The sequence below is a fragment of the Hymenobacter negativus genome, assembly GCF_017571495.1.
Lineage (GTDB): Bacteria > Bacteroidota > Bacteroidia > Cytophagales > Hymenobacteraceae > Hymenobacter > Hymenobacter negativus.
In genome coordinates, this window is the sequence record NZ_JAGETZ010000001.1 from 860,991 (window position 1) to 884,297 (window position 23,307).

At 61.5% G+C, this 23,307-nt stretch carries 20 protein-coding genes; 9 read left to right on the plus strand and 11 right to left on the minus strand.

What is annotated here, in order from left to right; all coding sequences use genetic code 11:
- Window positions 1-385: 385 nt before the first annotated feature.
- Window positions 386-1,459 carry a tetratricopeptide repeat protein gene (locus J4E00_RS03865; protein WP_208173687.1) on the minus strand — a complete coding sequence of 358 codons (1,074 nt, stop codon included), beginning with the start codon at window positions 1,457-1,459 and terminating at the stop codon, window positions 386-388.
- Between the two features lie 344 nt (window positions 1,460-1,803).
- Here J4E00_RS03865 and J4E00_RS03870 point away from each other — a divergent pair, with 344 nt between their 5' ends.
- The 3 genes from J4E00_RS03870 (at window position 1,804) to J4E00_RS03880 (ending at window position 5,330) form a co-directional block, all read left to right on the plus strand.
- Entirely contained in the window at window positions 1,804-2,376 is a 573-nt protein-coding gene (locus tag J4E00_RS03870) for an RNA polymerase sigma factor (RefSeq protein ID WP_208173688.1), read from the plus strand.
- Entirely contained in the window at window positions 2,373-4,259 is a 1,887-nt protein-coding gene (locus J4E00_RS03875; protein WP_208173689.1) for a hypothetical protein, read from the plus strand. Before J4E00_RS03870 ends, J4E00_RS03875 begins: the two co-directional genes overlap by 4 nt.
- Before the next feature lie 87 nt (window positions 4,260-4,346).
- Window positions 4,347-5,330 carry a hypothetical protein gene (locus J4E00_RS03880; RefSeq protein WP_208173690.1) on the plus strand — a complete coding sequence of 328 codons (984 nt, stop codon included), beginning with the start codon at window positions 4,347-4,349 and terminating at the stop codon, window positions 5,328-5,330.
- 204 nt (window positions 5,331-5,534) lie between these two features.
- On the opposite strand, the gene hutI is transcribed toward J4E00_RS03880, so the two are convergent.
- Both hutI and J4E00_RS03890 read right to left on the minus strand, forming a co-directional pair.
- Complete coding sequence (hutI, locus tag J4E00_RS03885; protein ID WP_208173691.1) at window positions 5,535-6,791, minus strand: imidazolonepropionase; 1,257 nt, start codon at window positions 6,789-6,791, stop codon at window positions 5,535-5,537.
- A gap of 72 nt (window positions 6,792-6,863) precedes the next feature.
- The gene (locus J4E00_RS03890; RefSeq protein WP_236049400.1) at window positions 6,864-7,994 is read right to left on the minus strand and encodes a spore photoproduct lyase family protein; all 1,131 of its coding nucleotides are present in this window, start codon (window positions 7,992-7,994) and stop codon (window positions 6,864-6,866) included.
- Between the two features lie 183 nt (window positions 7,995-8,177).
- Between J4E00_RS03890 and J4E00_RS03895 the strand changes: the two genes are divergently transcribed.
- Window positions 8,178-8,696 (plus strand): 2'-5' RNA ligase family protein, encoded by a 519-nt coding sequence (locus J4E00_RS03895; RefSeq protein WP_208173692.1) that lies wholly within the window; start codon window positions 8,178-8,180, stop codon window positions 8,694-8,696.
- Between the two features lie 15 nt (window positions 8,697-8,711).
- Here the strand turns inward: J4E00_RS03895 and J4E00_RS03900 are convergent, their stop codons facing one another.
- Window positions 8,712-10,265, minus strand: a complete 1,554-nt coding sequence (locus J4E00_RS03900; RefSeq protein WP_208173693.1) for a glycosyltransferase family 39 protein — start codon at window positions 10,263-10,265, stop codon at window positions 8,712-8,714.
- 353 nt (window positions 10,266-10,618) lie between these two features.
- Between J4E00_RS03900 and J4E00_RS03905 the strand changes: the two genes are divergently transcribed.
- Window positions 10,619-11,233, plus strand: coding sequence for a hypothetical protein (locus tag J4E00_RS03905; RefSeq protein WP_208173694.1), 615 nt, complete (start codon window positions 10,619-10,621; stop codon window positions 11,231-11,233).
- Window positions 11,234-11,341: 108 nt separating this feature from the next.
- Here J4E00_RS03905 and J4E00_RS03910 read toward each other — a convergent pair whose 3' ends face one another.
- The 4 genes from J4E00_RS03910 to J4E00_RS03925 all read right to left on the minus strand — a co-directional run bounded on the left by J4E00_RS03910 (window position 11,342) and on the right by J4E00_RS03925 (window position 14,198).
- Entirely contained in the window at window positions 11,342-12,100 is a 759-nt protein-coding gene (locus J4E00_RS03910) for a tRNA(His) guanylyltransferase Thg1 family protein (RefSeq protein WP_208173695.1), read from the minus strand.
- On the minus strand, window positions 12,097-12,540 hold the full coding sequence (locus J4E00_RS03915) for an AAA family ATPase (RefSeq protein WP_208173696.1): 444 nt from the start codon (window positions 12,538-12,540) through the stop codon (window positions 12,097-12,099). The genes J4E00_RS03910 and J4E00_RS03915 overlap by 4 nt, the downstream gene beginning before the upstream one ends.
- 93 nt (window positions 12,541-12,633) lie before the next feature.
- A complete protein-coding gene (locus J4E00_RS03920; protein WP_208173697.1) occupies window positions 12,634-13,848 on the minus strand; it encodes a hypothetical protein in 1,215 nt (404 codons plus the stop codon).
- 92 nt (window positions 13,849-13,940) lie between these two features.
- Window positions 13,941-14,198, minus strand: a complete 258-nt coding sequence (locus tag J4E00_RS03925; RefSeq protein ID WP_208173698.1) for a hypothetical protein — start codon at window positions 14,196-14,198, stop codon at window positions 13,941-13,943.
- A 153-nt stretch (window positions 14,199-14,351) separates the two neighbouring features.
- On the opposite strand from J4E00_RS03925, the gene J4E00_RS03930 reads away from it, so the two are divergent.
- Window positions 14,352-15,884 (plus strand): YfcC family protein, encoded by a 1,533-nt coding sequence (locus J4E00_RS03930; protein WP_208173699.1) that lies wholly within the window; start codon window positions 14,352-14,354, stop codon window positions 15,882-15,884.
- 324 nt (window positions 15,885-16,208) lie between these two features.
- Complete coding sequence (locus J4E00_RS03935) at window positions 16,209-18,287, plus strand: CotH kinase family protein (RefSeq protein ID WP_208173700.1); 2,079 nt, start codon at window positions 16,209-16,211, stop codon at window positions 18,285-18,287.
- A 26-nt stretch (window positions 18,288-18,313) separates the two neighbouring features.
- Here J4E00_RS03935 and J4E00_RS03940 read toward each other — a convergent pair whose 3' ends face one another.
- From J4E00_RS03940 to J4E00_RS03950, 3 genes are all read right to left on the minus strand, one after another.
- Window positions 18,314-18,868 (minus strand): fused DSP-PTPase phosphatase/NAD kinase-like protein, encoded by a 555-nt coding sequence (locus J4E00_RS03940; protein WP_208173701.1) that lies wholly within the window; start codon window positions 18,866-18,868, stop codon window positions 18,314-18,316.
- Between the two features lie 74 nt (window positions 18,869-18,942).
- A complete protein-coding gene (locus J4E00_RS03945; protein ID WP_208173702.1) occupies window positions 18,943-19,350 on the minus strand; it encodes a DUF6960 family protein in 408 nt (135 codons plus the stop codon).
- Window positions 19,351-19,414: 64 nt separating this feature from the next.
- Entirely contained in the window at window positions 19,415-20,119 is a 705-nt protein-coding gene (locus tag J4E00_RS03950) for a hypothetical protein (protein ID WP_208173703.1), read from the minus strand.
- Window positions 20,120-20,313: 194 nt separating this feature from the next.
- On the opposite strand from J4E00_RS03950, the gene J4E00_RS03955 reads away from it, so the two are divergent.
- Both J4E00_RS03955 and J4E00_RS03960 read left to right on the plus strand, forming a co-directional pair.
- Window positions 20,314-22,227, plus strand: a complete 1,914-nt coding sequence (locus J4E00_RS03955; protein WP_236049401.1) for an alpha-amylase family glycosyl hydrolase — start codon at window positions 20,314-20,316, stop codon at window positions 22,225-22,227.
- A 103-nt stretch (window positions 22,228-22,330) separates the two neighbouring features.
- Window positions 22,331-23,224 (plus strand): YitT family protein, encoded by an 894-nt coding sequence (locus tag J4E00_RS03960; RefSeq protein ID WP_208173704.1) that lies wholly within the window; start codon window positions 22,331-22,333, stop codon window positions 23,222-23,224.
- Window positions 23,225-23,307: the final 83 nt, after the last annotated feature.

The window sequence follows — 23,307 nt, forward strand, 5'->3', positions numbered from 1 at the left end:
GGCGGCGGTGGCACTAGCGCCGCCCGTCGGGGACGGCGCGCCGGGGTCCGACCCCGGCGCGCCGTCAGAAAAGCCCGGGACGTGGATGAAATAACCCGGTGGGCCAGGCTATTTTAGTGATACGCCGGGGTATTTCGGTGGGGCTCCAGGCTTCTTTATCGGGTTTCCGCGGCAGAAGCTCGGAATGCCGCTCCAAAAGGTCGACGGGTGACTGCAAAAGCCCGGCTCTTCACTCCCAAAGCCCGACAACCGTGGCTTTTTTAGTGGCGGGCCGGGCCGGCGATGAACAGCTGCAAAGTGGCAGCACATTGCAAACGCGCGCCAGCTCCCTGATGCAATCAATGAGCACACGACTGGTTAGCATTACGAATGCCTGTCCTTTTTGCTACTTGAGGGGCTTGGGCCACAGGTAGTTTTTGGACCATTCCCGAAACACGGCTACCTCATTGGGATGGGCCACCAGCCACTGCTGAACTTCGGGCGCATCGGTCTGGGAAGAGTGAATGAGGTAGGTGAGTGCCGGCACGTAGCCCTTCTTTTCCAGCTCGACAAAATAGGGCACGTAATACCCCCAGGTAAAGCCCGTAGGCTTTTTCGCGCTTAGCTCGGCCAAGTCCTCACAGAGAACAGTGAGTTGTTTGCTAAACCGCTCCATACTGCTCACGGCCTGGCCGTCCTCGCCCAGATTTTGCGCGCCGGCGGCCGCCAGCACCAGCTCGGCCTGCCCGAAATTGTCCGGGATTTCGCGTTTGCGGCCCGCATCTTTCACCGCTTTTTCCGATAGACTGATGGTGATGGCCTGTTCTCCGGTTTGCGTAACCCCGGCCATCATTTCCTTGTCGAGCACCGGCAGGCGTTGGGTGGCCCGCTGGCTGCCCGGCTCCAGCACCAGAAAGCGCGCCAGGGCCAGAATGGACGGGATGCGCGCATCGGTGCGCGACTGCACCAGCCCCAGGCTCATGTGCGAGCTGGCATGGTTCGGGTTGCGCAGGACCGACTGCTGAAAGCTGCTAATGGCACCGGCCGCTTCGCCGCTGCCAGCCTGGGCAATGCCTTTGTTATAGTACAGGGCGTAGTAGTTGGGGTGGTGCCTGAGTCCGTCGTCATAGGCTTGCAGGGCCTGTTTCACCTTTTTCTGGCCGTCAAGGCTATTGCCGTAGGTTACGTACACGCTGCCTGCTATTTCGGGATTGGTTTTCAGCAGCTTTTCGCACACAGCGGCAGCTTCCGCGTAGCGATGCAGCGCGTTGTAAGTGAGCGCCAGCTCGCTGTTGGCCACTTCATCGGCGGGGTCGGTGGCCAGTGCCTGCTGGTATTTGGTTACGGCTTCGTCGTACTTACCATCGTCGTAGAGGCGCACGCCTTGCTCAACTAAATCGCGCTGGGCCGGATTGCCGCTGGTTTGGGCAGCTGCAACGCCAATGCTGGCAGACCACAGCAGGAACAGTAGTTTTTTCATCAAATCGAGGGAGGGAAATATTGGCTGGCAAGTAACAGCGAAAGGGCTTGATTTAGAAACCCTGACTACCACAAACCCAAGCATTCGGGCCGTTTCGGCATCCATGTACCGGCCGGGCCGTAGCGCAATCTTTCAGTTCGAGTCCCTGGACGATACCCGAATGGCGCAGGGACACGAACGGAAAGTTCGCGCTACTTGCCGCTGATTCCGAAACCGCCTTAGTAACCAGCAGCTAGTATTTTCAGAAATATTTTTGGGCCCACGCAACCCTGCCGACTACTGGCCGGTCAGGGGGGCATAAGGCGGGCCGGTACCGCACGCCTTCACTACTAGTTTTCCTCTGCATGCCGCCATCCATTACCCTGGTTGATGAGGCTTTGCTGGCTGCGTGCCGGCGGGGCGAATCGGCAGCGCAGTACCAACTCTATCAAAAACTTTCTTACTCCCTGATGGGCGTCTGCCTGCGCTATTGCCCCAACCGGGACGAAGCCGAAGATGCCCTGCAAAACACCTTCGTAAAAATATTCACCCGCCTCGACCAGTACCGGGGGCAGGGACCATTCGAGGCCTGGGCGCGGCGCATCGCCGTCACCACTTCGCTGCATGCCCTGGAGCAGCACCGCCTGCGCCATCCCGGCCCCGGTGGCGAGGCCCTCGATGAACTGGCCGCCGACTTGCCCACTGCCGAGCCCTCTGCCCTCGACCATCTGGCCACTGCCGACCTGCTGGCGCTGCTGGCTACCCTGCCTCCCGGCTACCGCACGGTGCTCAACCTCTACGCCGTGGAGGGCTACTCGCACCAGGAAATCGGCGAGTTGCTGGGCATTGCCGAGGGCACGTCCAAATCGCAGCTGGCCCGGGCCCGCCGGCTGCTCGAAACCCGCCTGGCGGCCCAACACCACACTCAATTGCCATGACCGACCGCGAACCCGATGACTTATACGATGCCCTGCGTGACCGCCTGGCCGACTACGGCCAGGAGCCGCCGGCGCCGCTGTGGGCCGGCATTCGGGCGCAGCTGCCGCCACCAGTGGCCCAGCCGCAGCTACGCCCCAAACGGCGGCGAGCCTCAGTGGTGCTGTTGCTTCTACTATTGGCAACGGCCAGTGGCGTGGGCTGGCACTGGTGGCAGCAGCCAAAGAACAGCGGCTCTGCCAATTCGCCACTGGCGATTTTGACTTCAAAAAACGCTGAACTAAGCAATCAGAAATCAGCATTAGCCCATTCGCAAGCTGAACGAGAACGTGCCATTACGCCTGCTTCTTCTGCCTCTGCCCAACCAACTGCGCCTGACGAAACCTTAAGCCCTGGTCTAGCAGGGACCAGTACAGCGGCTGGCTCCGTGCCTTCGACTGGCCGAAGCAACGAGGTGAGTGCCGGGAATTCGGGCGTGGCAACTGGCAGCCCAATAGCGCGCAATGGTGCAGCTGCTTCAGTTGCCAGCGCCGCGGCTGGTGCAAAAATGGCTTCGAAAGCCGTGGTGGCTGGTGCGCTGATAGACGGTTCCAAACCACTAGCGGTGCGGCGCACACCAAAGCGTCAGGCGCACGAGCCAGCCACTGATGGCGCGACGGTAGCCACCATTTCGGGCGGAACTGCCGCCCGGCAAGGGCAAGGCCTGAACCAGCACTCATTGGGCAATGAAGTGGCCGCGAATTTATCTAAAAAACCGGGTACTACTAGCCCATGGACGGCCGCAAAAACAGCGGCAGCTACCCGGCAATCAGCAGCGCGGCGGGCACCGGGCGCCTCTATCGCAGCTACTGCACTGAGCAGGCAGTCGGCCAAACGCCAGCCCTTAACCGGACCTACGGCCCGAGACATAGCGGCGCGTTCGGCAGCTGCACGGGTACAATCGGCCACCGGCCAGCCAGCCGCAGCAGCTCCTGCTGCATCAGTTGATGGAGTGCCAGAAGCTACTGTAAAATCCTTCAGCAGCACTGGCTTGGCCACGGCATCAGGCCCAGACTGGCTGCAAGCCCGCGCCGTGGCGCTGCAGCTAGCGGCCGGGCCGGCGCTGCCGCAGCCCCAGGCAGCAACCGTGGCGCCCAACGAGCCGCCGGCTTCGGTGCGGCCGCGCTGGGCGGTGCAGGTGCTGGCCGGCCCAGCCCTCACCTACCGGCAGCTAAGCAGTCCGGCATCTGGTGGTATCGGTACCACCAGCCCTTCCTCAAGTCCGGGTACTTCCTTTAGCTCGCGTACCTCATCTACCACCAGTGTCGCGGAGTTGGAGCGCCCGGCGCTGGGCAGCGGTTTCCAGGTGAATGTGCGCCGCTCCCTCACCGAGCGCTGGACGCTGAGCGCCGGCCTGGGCTACGCTGAGTATGCCACCCGGCTGGCCCTGCAGCAGGTACATGTCACGACCAGAGTTGGCAGCGTGGCAAACACGGCCCCCAGCCAGGATTCAGCCACTACCAGTATTCACCGCCGCGATACCTACCGCTTCGTAACGCTGCCCCTGCGGGTGGGCTACGCCCGGCCCCTCACGCCCCGCTGGAGCGTGGGCCTGCTGGCCGGGGCCGATGTGGCCGTCTATATCGGCGGCAGCAGCACTGAGGGCAGCACCTGCGCCTGCCAAACCCAGTCCTGGGGCCTCACGGGCAGCCCGTACCGCCGCGTGAGCGTGGGCGCCAGCCTCGGAGCTGAGGTGCGCTACCGCCTCAACGGGCGCTGGGAGCTGCTGGCGCAGCCCACGGCTACCTACATGCTCACCCCCTTGGCCCAGAGCACCACGGCATATTCCCGACGCCATTTACTGGGCGGCACGGCCCTGCTGGGCGCTTCCTACACCTTGCCCTAATTACCCAAGTGGGCTGCTTTCGGTTGGCTGGCCAGCGGCTGGAAGGCACCCACACCTCAGGGATTCACATATTTTCCTTTTCAACTCATGAAGCAACTTGCTTTTCTATGCCTGGGCGTGGCCCTGCTGGCCGCCTGCCGCAAAGACGACGTCATTATCTGCGACCCGTTAGCCACGGCTACTTTCGCCGACCTGCGCGCCGCCGCGCCGGCCGTCCAGACCTTTACCTTCGACCTGGGCCGGGCTCAGTCCCTGCGCACCACGGGCGGAGCTACTATCTCCTTCCCGGCCAATTCCTTTGCCCTACCCAACGGCACCTTGGCTACGGGCCAGGCTACACTCCGGGTACGGGAGCTGCACTCGGTGAGCGACATGGTATTGGCTGGTCTGCACACCGACGTAGGAGGTAGGACCAATGCCCTGCTGGTTTCAGCAGGCGAGTTCAATATCCAGTTTTGGCAGGGTGCGACCCGCCTGCAGTGGCAGCGGTCGGTGACCACCGCTAATACTCCACAACCGACACTCTCTACTCCCGTCCCTGCCAGTGGGCTCGACACCACCCGTATGTTTTTGTGGAAGCTGCCATTTGCGGCCAATGGCGCGCTCCCAGTCAAAGCTGATTCGGTTGGATGGCAGCCGGCCGCTTTACAGGTCAATCCACAAGGACAGTTTTTTTGGCCTTCTCTCCCCGCCAGCAGCGGCCTCTACACCGCCGTGCTGCCCCTCGACTCCATTAGCTGGACCAATTTTGACCAGTATTGGCGTCCCACCAGCAATGCCGTTTGGACCTGGAACCAGGTGCGGGTGCCGGCCGGGGCCTCCGAGAGCAGGGTTTACCTGCGCCCAGCTGGCTACACCAGCCTTTGCCGCACTTTCGGCACCAACGACCCCACCCTGTGGGAAAACCACTTCCCGAATGGAACTGACGTGCAAGCCATCGTGATTCAGATTCGGGATGGCCAGTTCTACTTCGGCACCCAGCGTTATAACTGGCAGCCTAATGTGGTCATGGCTCCTACGCTGGAAGCCCTCAGCAGTGCCGAAGTGGTGCAGCGCATCCGTCAACTATAGACGGTTTCAGCACTTTAAGCAGGTCCCTGAAATATTTGAGGACCCTCGTCAAACATTTCAGGGGTTCCCTCAGACGTTTGACGATGGTCCTCAAGCCCGTAAATAGGCCCCTTAAACGTTTGAGGAACCTATTTCATTCTTTGCGTAGGGCCTTTAAACGTTTAAGGGGTGGCCTCAAATCTTTACCAGGGGTCATCAAAGGTGCTATAGCCCACCGATTACCACCTCGCGCACTGGGTTTTCGCCCAGCCAGTACGGGATTTCGGCCACGCTCCCCACATTCAGCACCAGCAGGTCGGCGCGCTTGCCGGGGGCCAGGCTGCCGCAGTCGGCCGCGTGACCGATGGCCCAGGCGGCGTTGAGGGTGGCGGCGGCCACGGCCTCCTTGGGCGTGAAGCCCATTTTGAGGCAGGCCACCGATAGGGCCAGCCACAGGTTTTTGCTGGGGCACGAGCCGGGGTTGAAATCGGTGCTCAGGGCCACGGGCAAGCCATTGTCAATGAACTCGCGGCCGGGTGCATACTGGCTTTGGCGCAGAAATAATGGCACCAGCGGCAGCAGCACGGCCACGGTTTGCCCCTGGGTTTGCTGCGCGATGCGGCGGGCGGCGGCGGGCGTGAGGTAGTCGCAGTGGTCGACGCTGGTAGCGCCCAGCGCGGCGGCCATCTCGCAGCCGCCCAGGTCGTGCAGTTGCTCGGCGTGGATTTTCAGGCCGAAGCCCATTTTGTGGGCCTGCTCCAAGTAGTAGCGCGACACATCGAGCGGAAACGCGCCCTGCTCGCAGAAAATATCCACGTAGGCCGCCTCCCCTTTCAGGTCCGACAGCACTTCGCGTAAAATAAAGTCGACATAAGCCTGCGGGCCCGCCGCTTTAAATTCGGGCGGCACCACGTGGGCTCCCAGGAAGGTGGGCACCACCCGCACCGGCTGCTGACGGCCCGCCTGGCGGGCCACGCGCACCAGCCGCAGCTCGGTGTCGCGGTCTAGGCCGTAGCCGCTTTTGGCTTCCACGGTGGTCACGCCGTAAGCCTGAAAACCAGCCAAGTGGTGTAGGGCATTTTCCAGCAGCTCGGCTTCGGAGGCGGCGCGGGTGGCGCGCACGGTGCTCAGGATACCGCCGCCACTGGCCAAGATGTCGAGGTAGCTTTCGCCCCGCAGCTTGCGCTCAAATTCGTGGGCACGGTTGCCGCCGAACACGAGGTGGGTATGGCACTCCACCAGGCCGGGCATCACCACGCAGCCGGTGGCATCAATGAGGCGGGTTTCGGGGCTGATGCGGGCCAGGTCCAGCTCATCCATCGGCCCGACGGCCACGATTTTATCGTCCACACAAGCCACGTACCCCCACTCGATAATAGTCCAGCCGGCAAGGTCGGGGCCAGCCAGCGGACGGTCAGTAGGGCCACCGGCCAGGGTCAGAACCTGCGCAGCGTGTTGAATCAGGAGCGTGTAGGAATGCATGGGGTAAAAGTAAAACGTGAGCAGTATCTGTCATCCTGAGCGGAACTTAGGACGACAGACACTGCTCACGTTTTACGTCCAGTACTGCACGGGGGCGTTGGGGAAGCGGCGCTGCCACTCGGTGTAAAACCACGCCTTCATTTCCCGCATTTGCTCGGGTTGGTACACGTATTTCAGGCCGCCGAACTTATTGCGCTTCACGGCACGGCCTTCTTCGGCGAGGTCCAGGCTGGTGTTGGGGTACCACTGCAGCAGGACGTCTTTTGAGCCGGGCGTGAAGCGGTGGGTGATGAACTCCACGGTCAGGTCGCAGTCGAAATTCAGGGCGTTTTGCAGGCGGTCGAACAGCTCACTGTAATACAGCTGCCAGCCGGGAATGGGCATAATGGGCGCCAGCACCACGCCCACCGGGTAGCCCCCTCCGCCCGCACTTGCCGGCAATGCTAAGCGGCGCAATGCCTGTATCCGCGCTTCTACCGAGGCGGTGCCGCCTTCCAAACGCCGAACTACGGGCTCGGCGTTGAGGGAGAAGCGAGCCCGCGTGCGGCCCTGGTGCGGCAGGCCCAATAGCGGCCCAATGTGGTCGTACTTACTCACGAAGCGCAACTGGGCCCCTTCGCGGGTGCCGAAATGGCGCACGGCTTCGGCCAGGCTGCCGGTGAGGTGTTCGATGCCCAGCACATCGGTGTAGCAGCTGGCTTCGAAGCTGACCACCCGGCCGGACTGCTCGTAGCTGGCAGTATTGGCCAGCAGCTGGGGCAGGTTGGCGAAGGCTTTCACGACCGGAGGGCCGCTTAGGGAGCCGGCCAGGTAGCAGTACTGGCAGTGGGCGGGGCAACCTTCGGCCAGGTTCAGCTGCCAGTCGGCGGAGGGCGGGGTGGGTTGCAGGCGCAAGGCACCGGCGGGGGCCTTCACCACGGCCAGGGTATTTTTGGCGGTGCGGTAGGTAGCGCGCACGTCGCCGCCGGGGTCGCGCAGGCCAGTGAGGCGGTTGCTTTTCAGCAGCTCTACCTCCAGGTTCTGAGCCGAGACGCGGGCCAGAATTTGCTGGCCGAACTCTTCGTCCAGGGCATCGGGCGTGAACACTACGCGCTGGGGCAGCCACAGCTTGGCCGAGTGGGTGCGCGGAGCCAGTGGCGCAGGCACGGGCTGGTCGGTGAGCAGGGTATCGGAAAGGGAAACCAAGGAGCTGGCAGGGAGCATAAAAGCAGGTTGGTGGCGGATAATTTACCAACACTTTTGCAGGCCAAATAAGTCCAGCAAAACCGCTTAAAATGTATTATCAGGCCATTTTTACAAGTAGCAGTAGCCGGTTAAAATCCGGCTAAATCCATCGGCTTACCGGTGGTTTTCGTAAGGCCCAAAGAATTGCCCGCCCCCGTATTTATGCTGCCCACCGAACCTGCTCCGCTCATCCTCACCCTGACGCTGGATGCGGCGTCCCAAACGTATTTCAACCGCTTGCGGGAGCAACATTTTCCACCAAAAATCAACTACCTGGCGGCCCATCTCACGCTGTTTCACCACTTACCCGGCCACGAGCTGGCCGACATCAGCACCACCCTGCGGCAACTGAGCAACGCCCAGCGCCCGTTGCCACTTCAGGTTACGGGCCTGCGCTCGCTGGGCCGGGGGGTAGCCTTCCTGCTGGAGAATGAGGAATTGCGCGCCCTACACCGCCAGCTGCAAGCCGCATTTGCCCCGCGCCTCACGCCCCAGGACCAGCAGAAGCTTCAGCCCCACGTCACCATCCAGAACAAGGTCGACCCTGCGGTAGCCCGCCAATTACTGGCCGAAATGCAGGCCGATTTTACGCCATTTGAAGCGTTGGGTACGGGGCTGCACCTGTGGGAATATCGCGGCGGGCCGTGGGCCAGCGTGGCGGAGTTTGGCTTTAGGGGATAGCGAGCGGACGGGGCCTCATCTCCCGCCACTCTCCCATTCTGCCAATCCTTTTTGCCACTCCATTAATATTTGGGCCTGCACGGCGGCATCGGGTTGCAGACCGATAATAACGGACGTGCCCTGTTCGCGGGCGTACGGGTCCGTGATGCTGGCAAAGCGCCGGTACTGGGTGAAATGGGAGGCCAGCTCGGGGTGAAACTCGTCGTCGATGATGAGGATGGCCTGGTACTGCTGCAATTGTTGGAATGGATACCAGAATAGAAAACTGCCGTTGAGGCTGTTGGCAGTTGGGATGGCGCGGTGGCTGTTGAAGTAGTTGAGGGCGCTGGCCTGGCCATAGTTGGCGCAGTGAATGAGGGTGTGGGCGCGGGCCGAGTCGGGCAGGGACTGGTAAGCGGCCCAGGTTTGGTTGGCCAGCTCGCGCCAACCCCGCATGTCGGCGTAGTCCTGGGGCAGGTCGTGGTTCTGGCCATCTTCCCAGCGGTAGAAGCCCAGGCTGGCGTAACGGGGGCGCAGGGCCGCCATTTTGGCCGGGACACGCAAGGGGTATATGAAGGGCAGTAGCGGCAGCATAAGCAGCAGCGGCAAGGCCACCAGTACCGGCTGGAGGAATCTTTTCCATTGTACATCCAGCCTCCCAAAACGCTTGATGCGCAACTCCCACCACCACGCGCCAAAGCTGAACAGCACCGGGTAGTAGCCCAGGGCGTAATAATCCTTGCCGTGCAGCGCAAACAGCAGCCCCACGCCTAGCACCGCCACCCAGCCCACCGCCCGATACGGTCGAAACGCCGGCTCCAATAGCAGCGCCAGCAGCCCTGGCACCCACACCCACAGCGCCGTGAGGCACATCAATAGCTGTGGCCTCCAGAAGTCCAGGGCCGACACGTGCACCAACTGGCTGTCGTGCAGCAGCGCCATATGGTGCCGAAACGGGATGCCGTGGCCAATTTGCCAGGCCAGATTGGGTGCCCAGACCAATAGTCCCAACCCCGCTGCGCCCCAGAAATGCCGGTTCAGCAGCAGGCGCCGCCAGGGTGTGAGCAGCAGCGCCCCACCCAGCGCCGCGATGAAAAACAGCGTGGAGTATTTATTCAACAGGCCCAAACCCAAACCAAGCCCCAGCAGGTAGAGAAACCTAGGCCTCTCCTCCTGGAAATACCGCACCAGCCAGTACAGACAAAATACGAAGCCGAATACCTCAAACGAGTTGGGCTGAAACAGCAGGTTGAGCCGGGCGAAAGCCGTGCCCAGGTAGCAGGTGCCCGCCAGCGCCGTGGCAAACCAGCTGCCGCCCAGCCGCTGCGTCAGCCGCATCACAAGGTAGAGCGTGGCCGCGCCCCACAGAAACGGCCAGAATTTCACCCAGAAAAAACCACCGCCCAGCGTCAGGCTCAGCCAGCCCTGCGCCGCGATGAGCGGCGGCACTTCGAGGTAGCCCCAGACCAGGTGCTGGCCCTGGTTGAGGTAGAGGTATTCATCGCGCTGAAGGTCATAGGCCGAACTGATGAGGAAGTAGCCAGACACGAACTTGAGTACCGCGAAGGCAAGTGGCAAGAAGCGTTTCATACCCGGCAAGGTAGCGCCGACGGAGTTTAGCCCAAATGCTATGTTTGGATGTGCCTCAAAGCTGCGCGTCGGCTTGCGATGGATAATTTGCCCTGATTACGAGCTGAACCGCAGCTGCGGGGCACAATGCTCCAGCCCGTTTTTGCTACCTCAAGCAGCCTCTTGGCAAAGGACCTTTTCGCGGCTGGAATCTTATCGAACGAAGGGCATTCGGCCGTGCCAAGGTCCTGCGCCCTGCGTTTAGGATAGCAGGCATTTTGACGTACGCTATGGTCTCTGCGGGAAACGTTTCTTTACTTTGCCGCCTCCCCACTTCCTTTTCCATTTTACTTGAGTTAACCCACTACTTTTCCATGATTTTTTACGGAACCAACGGCGCCCTCGTGCGCACCGCGCCTCTGCCCGGCGTGGCCTGCCCAGCCTGTGCCGCCCCCGAAAGCTTGCAGCTGAGCGTGTTCAGCCGCTACGCGCACATCTACTGGATTCCGCTGTTCCCCTACAGCAAACCCAGCGTGGTGCAGTGCGCCCATTGCCAGCAAGCCTGGGACACCAAAGGCACTCCCGCCGCGCTGCAACCCGCCGTGGCCGACCTCAAAAAGCAAACCCGCGCCCCGTGGTGGCACTGGTCGGGCCTGGGCCTTATTGCCCTTCTCATTGCCTGGGGAGCCGTGGCTGCCACTCGGGATGCCCGCGCCAATAAGGCTTACCTGGCCGCGCCCCGCGCCGGTGATATCTACACCGTGCACTCACCCGGCGACAGCACCAAGTATTCGCTGCTGAAAGTACTAAGCGCCAAAGGCAACACTGTAGAGCTGGTGGCCAACGAGTATGAAATCGACAACCGCCACCCCCTCAGCGAGCTTAACTCGCCCGAGAAGTATAGCAAGGAGCCCTTCTCGATGACGCAGTTCGAGTTGCAAATCATGCAGAACAAAGACCAAATCATCGACGTGGACCGGCCTGAATAGCCTGCTGGTTGCTGCAGGCGCTCATACTTACTTTGATTCGCCCCACAGCCCGGCCCAGCGCAGAAACTCCTCCCCGACTTTTTCCCAATAGTTGTCCTTATAGAGCAGCTATTCGCTGATAAATCCCTCGATAAACTGCATGTACGCCTCACGCACGGGCAATTCAAAGTCGGTGTGCAGCTCGCGGCGTAGCGTTTGGGTGGGCTGTTGCGTCACGGGGTTGAAACCTTCGCGCTCGGCCATGCGCCAATAGATGCCGAGCCCTCGTCTTTGCCAGGCGGGCAGGTTATTGAAGTTGATGCCCCGCTGAAACAGCAGCTCATGCTTGTCGGCGGTGCTCAGGCCGCTTACCTGGAGCGTGGCCCCTACTTCGGTCGCGCCTTCGGTGCGCAGGAGCCAATAGCAATGGGCATTGAGGGCATTGCGCAGGGCGTCTTCAGCACGCCAGCGGAAATAATCCACTACGTCGGCAGCCCGTGGTAGCTGCGCAATCCGGCAGTCGAACGTGCCCATACTGCCAAGCAGCAACGAAAACTTAGCAGATGCCTCGCCGGCCAGAATGCTGTGGTACTTGCGCAGCTTACGGCCAAAAGTGTCTTCGGCGGGGTCGAGGAGCAAGGAGATTTCGTCGCTTTCGGTGTAGCCATAGCGCACCCGGAAGCCGCACTGCATGAGGTGCTGCACAGTGCCCACCATCAGGTCGCGAAACCGCTCATCAAAAGGCCGTTCGAAGCTGTGCACCTCCTTGGTGAGGCGCGTGAAGTTGCGGCCATCGAGGCGGGCCACCAGGTAGAGCCCGGGCAGCGCGCAGTGGTCGTGGGCGGTTTCGAACACCCGCAGGCGGGAATCAAGGTCGTCGAATTTCATAGTTGCCAGGGTTCGACTACAAAGCGGTCATCGTCGGCAATTCGAACGAAGTACAGCTCATCAAACCCCTCGGCAAAGCTCAGCATTTCCAGCCGGGCCCGCGTGCCCCGAATGCCCACGGCCGGCACTTGCTCGGCCGGCGAGCGCTGCTGATTGCGCAATAGCGCCTCACTGGCCGAGGAGCTGAAGTAGTAGCCGACCACCGCGTACCCGGCGGCCTTGGCGGGCCCGATGTAGCGTTGCCGCTCTGCCATCGTGGGGTTGGTGTTGTCGACCACAAATTTTGCCTGGGTGTCGAGGCAAAACTTCAGCAGCAGCGCTTCGCGGTGGCGCGTGCGCAGCAAATCAAGGCTGATGCGGACATGGGAATTGAGCAGCCGCTGGCAGTAAAACGTGCTCTTCCCACTGGCCTGGATGCCGCAAAAAAGAATGGCCTGCATGAAGAATGAGACGCTCAGGAATGAATAATTGGGCCGTTGAAACAAAAATAAAGATGGCAGAACCCACAGCAAGGCTGCGCAATGGCCGGGGGCTCAGCGGCGTGTGCCGGCGTTGCGGGCAAATCCGCCAACCCCGACTTCGAAAAAGTAAATACTGCCGGCCGTGGGCGGCCCGGCCAGGGCCTGGGCCTGCCGCCAGCCATTGCGGACCTGGACGAACCAGCCTTCGGTGCCCAGCTTGCCGGGACCGAAGCGCCGCTCGTTGCTGAAGTTCAGCTCCATGTTTAGCCCCGCGGTGAGCGGGTGCCCGAACCAGAGCCGGTGGTCGGCTTCGGGCTTAATTTGGTTGTTTACCTTGTAGGACGCTATTTCGAGCAGCGACGCCCCGGCGAAGGGCAGCACCCGAAACCACTTGGTTTCGAGCACGCAGTATCCCACCAAAAGCTCGTACTGGGCCATATTAAGACCTTGGTCGTCGAGCCACACGGCGTTGCCAAAGGTGTAGGTGGTGCGGGGCTTCAGGTTGCTGGTGCTGGCCCGTAGATACAGCACGTAGCGCTTCCAACTGGCTTCACCGCCCAGCCCCAGCCGCACCGAGTTGGTGAAAGCATCAGCCAGCCCACCCTGCAAAAAAGTGGCGCCCAGGCTAAAATTCAATCCCAGGGTGATGGAAGAAGGAATGATTTCGTAGCGGATGCTGCCCTTCACTGTGGGCACCAAAGCCGAATTCGGGTAGCGCCGCACGAAGCGCCGCAGCCCGGCATTGAGCGAATCCGAAATGGTTTCGTGGGGGTTCGCCAGTATTGGTAGGTAGAGCGTTAGGAAGATAGAATCGGCGGTGGGTAGGTGGGCTTGCCGCGCGGCCTGCACGAGGCTGTCGAGGTGGGCGGCTACGTAGGTTTGGGCCGCTTGCTGGAGGCCGTCGGTAGGCGGTGTGGGCCAGGGTACAAGGCAGCTACGTCCGTAATAAGGCGGGTCGGCGGCTACCTGCGCCAGCAACGGCCGAAATTGACCAGCCGCCGCCAACACCAGCGCCCGCTCGTTTTTAGTGATGCGGCCAATGGAATCAGCCAACATAATTCGGTGCTGGAGGTAGTCGAGCAGGCCCGGCAGGCGGGCTACCCGATTGTGCTGCAGGTCCTGCACCATTTCGGTACGCACCTGCACCACGCGAAACGTGGGGCTCACCAGCAGTTGGCGCAGGTTGGCATCGAGCTGCCGGGCCACGGTATCGGTGGGCGTTTGGGCGTGGCTGGCTGGGGCGGCGCCCAGCAACAGGAGCAACAGCCAACAGTAGCGGAATGGCATGGGCAAACGGTGTGGATTGGAAGATGCCCTAAATTGCGCACAAACCCGCCATATTCCGAATGCTGTAGGTAATCAGCGGCCTGCTTACTAACTTATAGGGTATTGCCCAGATTGCCCGGCAGGCGCACCAGTTTGAGGTAGTCGCCCAGTCCGGCGGGCTTCTGGAAAACGTGGATGAAGAGGATGTGCTCCTCGCCCCTGCTGCGCCAGGTTTCGGCATAAAAGCCCTCCACGGCATACAGCGTCAGGTCGAAGCTGTCTTCCTCACGCTCAGCCAGGCGGGTGCCGTGCCGGGCGAGGTACTCGGTCTGGCGACACTGGTGCAGGGCTTTGAAGGCGGTGATGGTCATGCGGATGGAAACAGAACAAGGCACAAAAGAACGACCTGCGGAGCTTGTTGGAGCAGCTCTACCACAATACTAAATCTACTTACGCTCGCAGCAGGGCTGCCTCGACAAGCTCCGCAGGTCGTTCTTTTGTTCCCTGATTACCTCCTCCTGCGCATGAATACCTTTCGCTTTCCTCACCCACTGGTGCTTTTGGTGGGCTTTATCATATTGGCGGCGGCGCTGAGCTACGTGCTGCCAGCCGGCCAGTTTGCCCGCCAGAAGAGTGCGCAGGCAGACGGCCGCGAAGTGGTGGTGCCCGGTTCCTACCAGCGAGTGCCAGCCACGCCGGTGAGCCCGCTCGATATGCTGGTGGACATCCCCAAGGGCATGGCCGATGCGGCGGGCGTCATCTTCCTGATTTTCCTGGCGGGCGGGGCCTTCACAGTGCTCGACCAGACCGGGGCGCTGCGCCACGGCGTTGACTGGCTGCTGGCCCGCGCCCACGGCCGCGAGGTGCTCGTGATACCCGTGGTGAGCCTCCTGTTTGCCACCATGGGCGCGCTGGAGAACATGGGCGAGGAAGTGGTTCCCCTTATCCCGGTGCTGCTGGTGCTGATGCGGCGGCTGGGCTACCCGGTTATCACGGCGGTGGCGGCCAGCCTTGGGGCGGCCATTGTAGGCGCGGCGTTCAGTCCAATAAACCCGTTTCAGGTGGGCATTGCCCAGAAGCTGGCGCTGCTGCCGCTGCTCTCGGGCGGCGGGTTCCGGCTGGCGCTGCTGCTGCCGGCGGTGGGGCTCTGGATTGCGGGCACCATGCGCCACGCCACGCGGCACCGCATCGCGCCCGATGTGACAACTGAGGAAAACGTGACAGCTGAGGAAGTGGCCCCTGAAGCTACTGGCACGCAGATTCCCAAAAGCACCGGGTGGCTGATGCTGGCTGCCAGTGTTTGGTTCTTCTATCCTTTGGCTGCTTCGCTTTTGCAAGTGCACACCGAAATCGGTGTAATTGCCGCAGCAGCATCTTTTTTGTCGTTCGCTCTCGGCATTTATATCCTGATAAAAGGCTTGAACAGAGAAGCTGCGGTGCTGCTGTTGCTGCTGGCGTGCTTCTCCATCTTCGGCTACGGGGTAGTGCGGTTGGGTTGGGATTTCGACCAGATGGGGGCACTGTTTTTTGTGCTGGGCGTGGGCGCGGGTTTGCTGGGCGGCATGGGGCTATCGGGCACGGCCGAGGGCTTCGTGACGGGCTTCCGCGACATTGCTTTTTCGGCGCTGCTGATTGGGTTTGCGCGGGCCATTTTCGTGGTGCTGGAGCAGGGGCACATCGTCGATACCATCGTGCAGGGGATGTCGGCGCCGCTGGCGCATTTGCCGGTCACGCTCTCGGCACTGGGCATGATGGTGGTGCAAACGGCGCTGCACCTGCCCGTGCCCAGCGTGAGTGGGCAGGCCACGCTCACCATGCCCCTCTTCGCTCCGCTGGCCGACTTGATTGGCATGTCGCGCCAGGTGGTGGTGCTCTGCTTTCAGTACGCGGCCGGGCTCTGCGAGCTGATTACGCCCACCAATGGGTCATTGCTGGCCATACTGGCCATTTGCGGGATACGATTCGACCAATGGCTGCGCTTTGTGGGGCCGCTCTACGCACTGTTGCTGGGGCTGGGCGTGGTGGGCGTGGTGGCGGCCATCTGGCTGGGCGTGTGAGCTAATTTGGACCCGATACGCCACTGCCGCCAGCAGATATCCTACTGGCGCTGAAAGATATCCTACTCAATGGCCCCGACATGGTGCTCTCGATAAAATATATCCTACTCGCCCTGAAAGATATCCTACTTCACTTAGCAGTTATCCTACTGATGCTAAAAGATATCCTATTGGTGGCCGAAGAATCAGTACTCGCGTGTGCTGAGTCGGGACTGTTGTTCCGGCTGGTGCGCCTGGCACGGCATGAAAAATTGCTTCATCAAGTCTGAAAGGGGCTTTGCCGGATGTACCTTGGGGCTTCCTACTCACTCCCTAAAGCCCTGTATGAAAACACGCTTACTCTTCCTTTGCCTGCTATGCTGCTCCTGGTTTGCCCACGCCCAAACGATTATGGGCATCGGCGGAGCCATTCCGGATAACGACGTGCTGACCAGCTTTCCGGTAGCGGTGCGGGGGCTGACGCCGGCCACCATCAACGGCACGTTTGGGCTGCAATCGGTGTGCGTTACCATCACGCACCCCTGGGTAGGCGACCTGCTGCTGCAATTGCAGGCCCCCGATGGCACCGTGCTCGACCTGTCGGTAAACAACGGCGGCAGCGGCGACAACTACACGGGCACCTGTTTCAATAGCACGGCCACGAATATTATTTCGGCGGGCGCACCGCCGTTTAGTGGCAATTTCCGGCCCCAGGGCATTCTGGGCACGGTGAACAACGGCCAGAATGCCAACAATACCTGGCAGTTGCTGGTGCGCGATACCTCGCCCGGCGACGTGGGCCAAGTGGTTTCGTGGCAACTCACGTTTGGCAATGCGCCCGCGCCGCCGTTCGTCTTCACCTCCTCAAATTTGCCCATTGTGGTGGTGAATACCCAGGGCCAGCCCATTGTGGATGACCCCAAGATTGACGCCTACATGGGCATCATCAACAACGGCCGGGGCCGTCGCAACCTCGTTACGGACCCGTTCAACGACTTCCACAACAAGATTGGCATTGAGCTGCGCGGCAGCACCTCGCAGAGCTTTCCCCAGAAGTCCTACAGCATCGAAACCCGCGACGCCCGCAACGTCGAGCATGACACCACGGTGCTGGGCATGCCCGCCGAAAACGCCTGGATTCTGTATGCTCCCTACGACGACAAAACCTGCATGCGCAATGTACTGACCTTCGACATTGCCAACAAAACCGGTCATTATGCCTCGCGCACTCGGTACTGCGAGCTGGTGCTGAACGGGCAGTACAAGGGCATTTACGTGATGATGGAGAAAATAAAGCGGGGCGCCGACCGGGTGAACATCAAGAAGGTGGACCCCGTGGATACCGTGGGCAACAAGCTCACGGGCGGCTACATTTTCAAGATTGACAAGCCCACCGGCAGCGGCGGCAACACCGGCTGGAACTCGACGCATTTGTCGTCCGGTGGTCGCACCATCCGCTTTCTCTACGAGTACCCCAAGGATGTGAACATTGTACCGAAGCAGGCCCGCTACCTCCAGGCCTACGTCGATTCGGTGGAAACGGCTCTGGCTTCGCCCAACTTTGCCAACCCCACCACGGGCTACGCCAAGTACATCGACGTCAACTCCTTCGTCGACTATTTCCTGCTGAACGAAGTAACGCGCAACGTGGACGGCCTGCGTCTGAGCACCTTCCTGCACAAAAAGCGCCGCAGCGACGGCGGCAGGCTCTACGCCGGGCCGGCCTGGGACTACAACATTGCCTGGTGGAACGCCAACTACTGCGCCGGCAACCTGGCCACCGGCTGGGCCTACAACTTCAACACCGTGTGCGCCACCGACCCCAACCAGATTCCCTTCTGGTGGGCGCGCCTGCTGCAAGACCCTGCCTTTGCCAACGCCCTGAAGTGCCGCTGGACCACCCTGCGCCGCACCACCCTGCACGCCGATACCCTCAGCGCCTTCATCGACACCACGGCTGCCCACCTCAACGAGGCCAAGACCCGGCACTTCACCGTGTGGCCCATTCTGGGCGTGTACACCTGGCCCAACCCCACCCCCATTCCGGCCAGCTACCCCGCCGAAATCGCGGCCATGAAAAGCTGGATACGCCAGCGCCTGGCCTGGCTCGACGCCAACATGCCCGGTACCTGCGCCGTGCCCACCGCCACCCTGGCCGGCGGCCCCACACCCGAGCCCCAGGTATTCCCAAACCCTTTCAACGACGAATTGCTGTTCCGCACCACGCTGCCGAACAGCGCACCGGTGCTGCTGGAGCTGTATGACGTGACCGGCCGGCGCGTGGCCCGGCAGGACTATTGCACCGTGAGCACCGGCCCGCACGAGCTGCCTATTAAAGCGGCTGCCGCGCTGGCACCGGGCATCTATGTGCTCAAGGCGCGCATTGCGGCAGCCACCTACAATGTGAAAGTGGTGAAGCAGTAGCGCTTCGCCTCTTCTGGCACTGTTGCTTACACACTGCCCAGTTTGCCCTGCCCCGCCAGGTACTGCCGGACCAGGGCAAACTGGGCAGGTGTTTCGGGTGAAATGGGGGCGCGGTGCACTTTGGCCACCGTCTGCCACTCGTGGGCAATGCGGGCCAGGGCCTCCTCGCCGCTCAGGCCATGAACGTGCTGCAAATGACAGCCTACCACGGTGCCGGTGCGTCCAATACCTCCCCAGCAGTGCACGGCGGCCGGGCGACCAGCGCCAGTACTCTCGGCCAGGGCAGTTAGCACCTCGTCCAGCCGCTCGCGGGTGGGCACGTCTCTATCGCGCACCGGGAAACGGTGGTGACGCACCTCCTCTGGCCCCAGGCCAAGGTATGCGGCCCGCTGCTGGAGCAACGCCTCGTAGGGACGCAGCTCGCCGGGCTCGGTCAGGTCGTAGAAGTCACGGATGCCGGCCTGCAGCAGCGCATCGATTTTGGGTGTGGCATCGGCATCGGTGGGTGCGCCGGGGTATTCGCAGGCGAGTAGCAGCGGCGTGGCCCAATAGGAATTGGGAATGGGGCGGGGAGCAGGCATTTTCAGACTGATTAAAACGAGAGGACTGAGGCGCCGGACAGCCGCGCGAACGTTTAGTCGCGCGGCTGCCCTACTTAGTCGGCGCGCAGCTCGCTGGCCGCAAACACGTGCGGCAGCTTGCGCTTGCGCTCCACAATCTGGAAGGTGGCGGTATCGGTGGCGTCGTTCCAGAATACGTCGGAAATGTGGCCGAAGTGGCGGTACTGGCCGGGCTGGGGCGTCACTTCTTCCACGGCATCGCCGAAGCTGAACTTGGGCTTGTGATAGATTTCCTTAAACAGCTCGGGCCGCACGAGGAACTGCTGCTCATCGTAGCGAATGGTTATCCACTCGCCTTCGTCGTCCTCAGATATTTTCTCGAATAGCTTGCCCACGGGCTCCAGCAGTTCAAAGGAGCGGCGGTTGGCAGGGTGAATGTAGCGGAAGCCGTAGTCGGGCGACCAGCCGTAGAGGCCAAAAATAACGGGTTTGGGGCGGGGCATATGTTGAATAAAAGCGGGGCAAAGATTACCTCCAAAACCCCAAACCAAGGGTCAAAGTTGCCCATCAAAGCACTTCCTCGGCCGACGAATCGGGCACCCCTTGCTGACGTACATGCGCCAGCAGCCGGTCGCGGTGCGCGGCGCCATCGTGCACACTGGCAAAAGAAATGCGGTACTCCCGGCCATTAGGCTGGCACACAAGCACACCGGCAGGGCCATCGGGCGCGACGGTGGCAATATCGGCCCAGCGAAGTTCCTGCACTGGTGCCAAATGCTTGGTGCGCACCGCAAACCCCTCCGAGTGCAGGTGCAGAAAGCGGCGGCTGCCGAGCTTGTGCATCCGGAAGGCCAGCACCACATACACCACGGCCAGCACCGCGTACAGCCACGGCAGCGTGTGCAGCCGGTGCGGGGCGCCGGCCAGTTCGGCTTCGTGGTGGCGGTGCCAAATGTGGTAGCTCTCCATGGCCAGAATGGCAGCCGCTGCCAGCTCCAGCCATGCCACCCGCTCGCGGTGAAATGGGTTGTGCCGCAGGTGCCGCAGCTCGCGCACCATCAGCACCAGGTACAGCGCACCGATGGCTATTTCCAGCCCGCTCATCAGTGAGATATGCTCCTCGCCCAGGAGAATGGGCATTACGCCCAGCAGAAACAACACCGCCGGGCCCACATGCCCAATGGCTTTGGCTACCTGCTGCCTGGCGTGGCGGCGGTGGTAAAGGATGGTGGGACCCTCGGCGGCCTCAGTGGCTGTTTCAGTGGTGTGCATAACCCAAAAAGTACGCAAAGTGGATGGCTGGCTCAAATATAGCAGTGGGGCCATTTAGCTGGCTGGCAGCGGGACTGAGTCCCATTGCGGGGCTTTTTTGGCCAAAAGCTGGTCAGTTTCGTATGCCTGGGTTACCTACCGTCCAGTATCGGCCGCATTTTCGGCTGCCCCGGCGGTGGGCAGTTGCTTATTCAATGTCCAACGCTTCCGCTTCCAAACCCGCTTCCCGCGCTCAAACCGCTCCCCTGGCATCTTCCAAATCGGCCCCCGCTAAAATGGTCCCGGCCAAAACGGCCCCGGCTGCTCCGCCCAGCCCCAATCTGCAGCCCGGCATGGGTGCGGTGCCCCACGCCGCCGGTACCACCTTCCGCGTATGGGCCCCCAATGCTGAGAAAGTAGCTGTTGTCGGCACTTTTAACGACTGGCAGGGCGATAAAAACCCGCTGCAACCAGAAGAAAATGGCTACTGGGCTGCTGATGTAGCCGAAGCCGGCGTTGGCGCTGAGTATAAATTCCGCATCACCAACCAAGGCAACGATATTGACCGCAACGACCCGTATGCCCGCCAAGTGACCAATTCGGCTGGCTCCTCGGTAGTGCACGACCCCAATTTTGACTGGGGCGACGACAATTTCCAGATGCCCGCCTGGAACGAGCTGGTGATTTATGAGCTGCACGTCGGCACCTTCAACGCCCCCGATGAGGAGCACGTTGGCACCTTCGCCAGCGTGGCCGAAAAGCTCCCCTACCTGCGCGATTTAGGCATCAACTGCATCGAGTTGCTGCCCGCCACGGAGTTTCCCGGCAGCCGCTCCTGGGGCTACAACCCCGCTAATCCGTTTGCGCTGGAAAGCGACTACGGCGGGCCCGTGGCCTTCAAGGAAATGGTGAAAGCTGCCCACCAGCACGGCATTGCAGTGGTGCTGGACGTGGTATACAACCACTTCGGCCCCGGCGACCTCGACCTCTGGCAGTTTGATGGCTGGAGCGAGAACGACGGGGGCGGCATCTACTTCTACAACGACTGGCGCGCCCACACGCCCTGGGGCGACAACCGCCCCGACTACGGCCGCCCCGAAGTGCGCCAATACATCCGCGACAATGCCCTGATGTGGCTGAATGACTACCGTTGCGACGGCCTTCGCGCCGATGCTATTGCCTTCATCCGCAACGTGAAAGGGGAGGAAGACCCCGGCGACAACCTGCCCGATGGCTGGAGCCTGATGCGCTGGATTAACGAGGAAATCGACCAGACCATGCCCTGGAAAATCACCATCGCGGAGGACATGCGCGGCAACGCCGGCATCACCGAAAGCGTGGCCAATGGCGGCCAGGGCTTCGATTCGCAATGGGACAGCTCGTTTGTGTACCCCATTCGCGACGCCCTCACTACCCAGAACGATGCCGACCGCGACATGAACGCCGTGGCCGAAGCCCTCACGCAGAGCTACAACGACAACGCCTTCCGCCGCGTCATCTACACCGAAAGCCACGACGAAGTGGCCAACGGCAAAAGCCGCGTGCCCGAGGAAATCATGCCTGGCGCGGCCGACCATTGGTACCCAAAGAAACGGGCCACGCTGGGCGCGGCCCTGGTGCTCACCGCACCCGGCATTCCGATGCTGTTTCAGGGCCAGGAATTCCTGGCTGATGGGTCTTTTGTCGATACCGAGCCGCTACAGTGGCAGCGCGTGGAGGAACGCGCCGGTTTGGTGGGCCTCTACCGCGACCTCATCAGCCTACGCCGCAACTACCACGGCACCACGCGGGGCCTGGGCGGGCAGCACACCCGCGTGTCGCACGTCAACAACACCGATAAGCTGGTGGCCTTCGTGCGCTGGGCCGACGGTGCCGGTGGCCCCAACGACACGACTATTGTGCTGGCCAACTTCGCCAACCAGGCGCACGAAGCTTACACCGTCGGCCTGCCTGGTCCCGGCCACTGGCGCGTACGCTTCAACAGCGACTGGCAGGGCTACGACGGCGATTTTGGCGACATGCCCAGCTTCGGCATGGACGCCGAGGAAGGCGAATACGACGGTTTTCCCTTCCACGGCAGCATTGCGGTTGCCCCCTACGCGGCCCTGATTTTGTCGCAGGAAGCCTAAGCCTGAACACGCTATTATTTATCCAAAGAGAACGTCATGCTGCGCGCAGCATGACGTTCTTTGATTTAAGAACGATTACAACCGCCCTCCCTTCATTCTGCTTATGGACCCAACTCCACCCACCGCCCAAAACATCAACAACCCTAATTCTGAACTAAAAAACGCTCTTTTCATTATAGCGGGCGTGATTTCGGCCGCGTTCGGGCTCGAATCCTTTCTTCTTTCCAGTCACTTTATTGATGGCGGCGTTACGGGGGTTTCCATGCTCTTGGCGGCGGCATTTCGCCTGCCGCTGTCCGTTCTTATTCTGGTCATCAACCTGCCGTTTATTGCCCTGGGCTACCGGCAGTTGGGCCGCCGGTTTGCCCTGCGTAGCGCGCTGGGCATTGGCGGGCTGGCGCTGGTGCTGGCCTTCGTGCATTTCCCCGACATTACCTCCGACCGCCTGCTGACGGCCGTTTTCGGCGGGGTATTTATTGGGGCCGGCATCGGGCTGGCCATGCGCGGCGGGGCTGTGCTCGACGGCACCGAAATTGCCGCCCTGCTCGTGAGCCGCTACCTGGTGCTGCTCAAAGTCAGCGACTTAATCCTGATTCTCAACGTTGTCATCTTCAGCGTGGCGGTGCTGGTTCTGGGCACCGAGCCGGCGCTTTATTCCATGCTCACCTACTTCGCCGCCGCCCGCGTGCTGGAGTTCGTGCTCAACGGCATCGAGCAGTACACGGGCGTCACCATCGTGTCGGAACACAGCGATGCCATTCGGAAGGTCATCACCGAAAAGCTGGGCCGCGGCGTCACCATGTATCAGGGCAAATCGGGTTACGGCAAGCGTGGCGAAATGGGCATAGAGCGCGACATTGTGTTCACCGTCGTTACCCGTCTGGAATTGCCGGGCCTACGCACCGCCGTGCAGGAAGTAGACCCGCAAGCCTTTATCGTGCAGTACCGGATTGATGACGCGCAGGGTGGCATCATCAAGAAGCGGGCGTTGCATTAGGAGGAGTACTTCCTACGAAATGCCTTAAATAAAACACCGTCATGCCTCCGCTCAGCTCGGCATGACGGTGTTCTATTTAACCC

Coding starts and splice junctions, on each gene's coding strand:
- J4E00_RS03915 (WP_208173696.1), bottom strand. CDS start 12,540: ATGCAGGCCATTCTTTTTTGCGGCATCCAGGCCAGTGGGAAGAGCACG.
- J4E00_RS03935 (WP_208173700.1), top strand. CDS start 16,209: ATGAAAACACGCTTACTCTTCCTTTGCCTGCTATGCTGCTCCTGGTTT.
- J4E00_RS03940 (WP_208173701.1), bottom strand. CDS start 18,868: ATGCCTGCTCCCCGCCCCATTCCCAATTCCTATTGGGCCACGCCGCTG.
- J4E00_RS03910 (WP_208173695.1), bottom strand. CDS start 12,100: ATGAAATTCGACGACCTTGATTCCCGCCTGCGGGTGTTCGAAACCGCC.
- J4E00_RS03870 (WP_208173688.1), top strand. CDS start 1,804: ATGCCGCCATCCATTACCCTGGTTGATGAGGCTTTGCTGGCTGCGTGC.
- J4E00_RS03890 (WP_236049400.1), bottom strand. CDS start 7,994: ATGCTCCCTGCCAGCTCCTTGGTTTCCCTTTCCGATACCCTGCTCACC.
- J4E00_RS03875 (WP_208173689.1), top strand. CDS start 2,373: ATGACCGACCGCGAACCCGATGACTTATACGATGCCCTGCGTGACCGC.
- J4E00_RS03895 (WP_208173692.1), top strand. CDS start 8,178: ATGCTGCCCACCGAACCTGCTCCGCTCATCCTCACCCTGACGCTGGAT.
- J4E00_RS03865 (WP_208173687.1), bottom strand. CDS start 1,459: ATGAAAAAACTACTGTTCCTGCTGTGGTCTGCCAGCATTGGCGTTGCA.
- J4E00_RS03880 (WP_208173690.1), top strand. CDS start 4,347: ATGAAGCAACTTGCTTTTCTATGCCTGGGCGTGGCCCTGCTGGCCGCC.
- J4E00_RS03950 (WP_208173703.1), bottom strand. CDS start 20,119: ATGCACACCACTGAAACAGCCACTGAGGCCGCCGAGGGTCCCACCATC.
- J4E00_RS03930 (WP_208173699.1), top strand. CDS start 14,352: ATGAATACCTTTCGCTTTCCTCACCCACTGGTGCTTTTGGTGGGCTTT.
- hutI (WP_208173691.1), bottom strand. CDS start 6,791: ATGCATTCCTACACGCTCCTGATTCAACACGCTGCGCAGGTTCTGACC.
- J4E00_RS03905 (WP_208173694.1), top strand. CDS start 10,619: ATGATTTTTTACGGAACCAACGGCGCCCTCGTGCGCACCGCGCCTCTG.
- J4E00_RS03945 (WP_208173702.1), bottom strand. CDS start 19,350: ATGCCCCGCCCCAAACCCGTTATTTTTGGCCTCTACGGCTGGTCGCCC.
- J4E00_RS03920 (WP_208173697.1), bottom strand. CDS start 13,848: ATGCCATTCCGCTACTGTTGGCTGTTGCTCCTGTTGCTGGGCGCCGCC.
- J4E00_RS03925 (WP_208173698.1), bottom strand. CDS start 14,198: ATGACCATCACCGCCTTCAAAGCCCTGCACCAGTGTCGCCAGACCGAG.
- J4E00_RS03900 (WP_208173693.1), bottom strand. CDS start 10,265: ATGAAACGCTTCTTGCCACTTGCCTTCGCGGTACTCAAGTTCGTGTCT.
- J4E00_RS03955 (WP_236049401.1), top strand. CDS start 20,314: ATGTCCAACGCTTCCGCTTCCAAACCCGCTTCCCGCGCTCAAACCGCT.
- J4E00_RS03960 (WP_208173704.1), top strand. CDS start 22,331: ATGGACCCAACTCCACCCACCGCCCAAAACATCAACAACCCTAATTCT.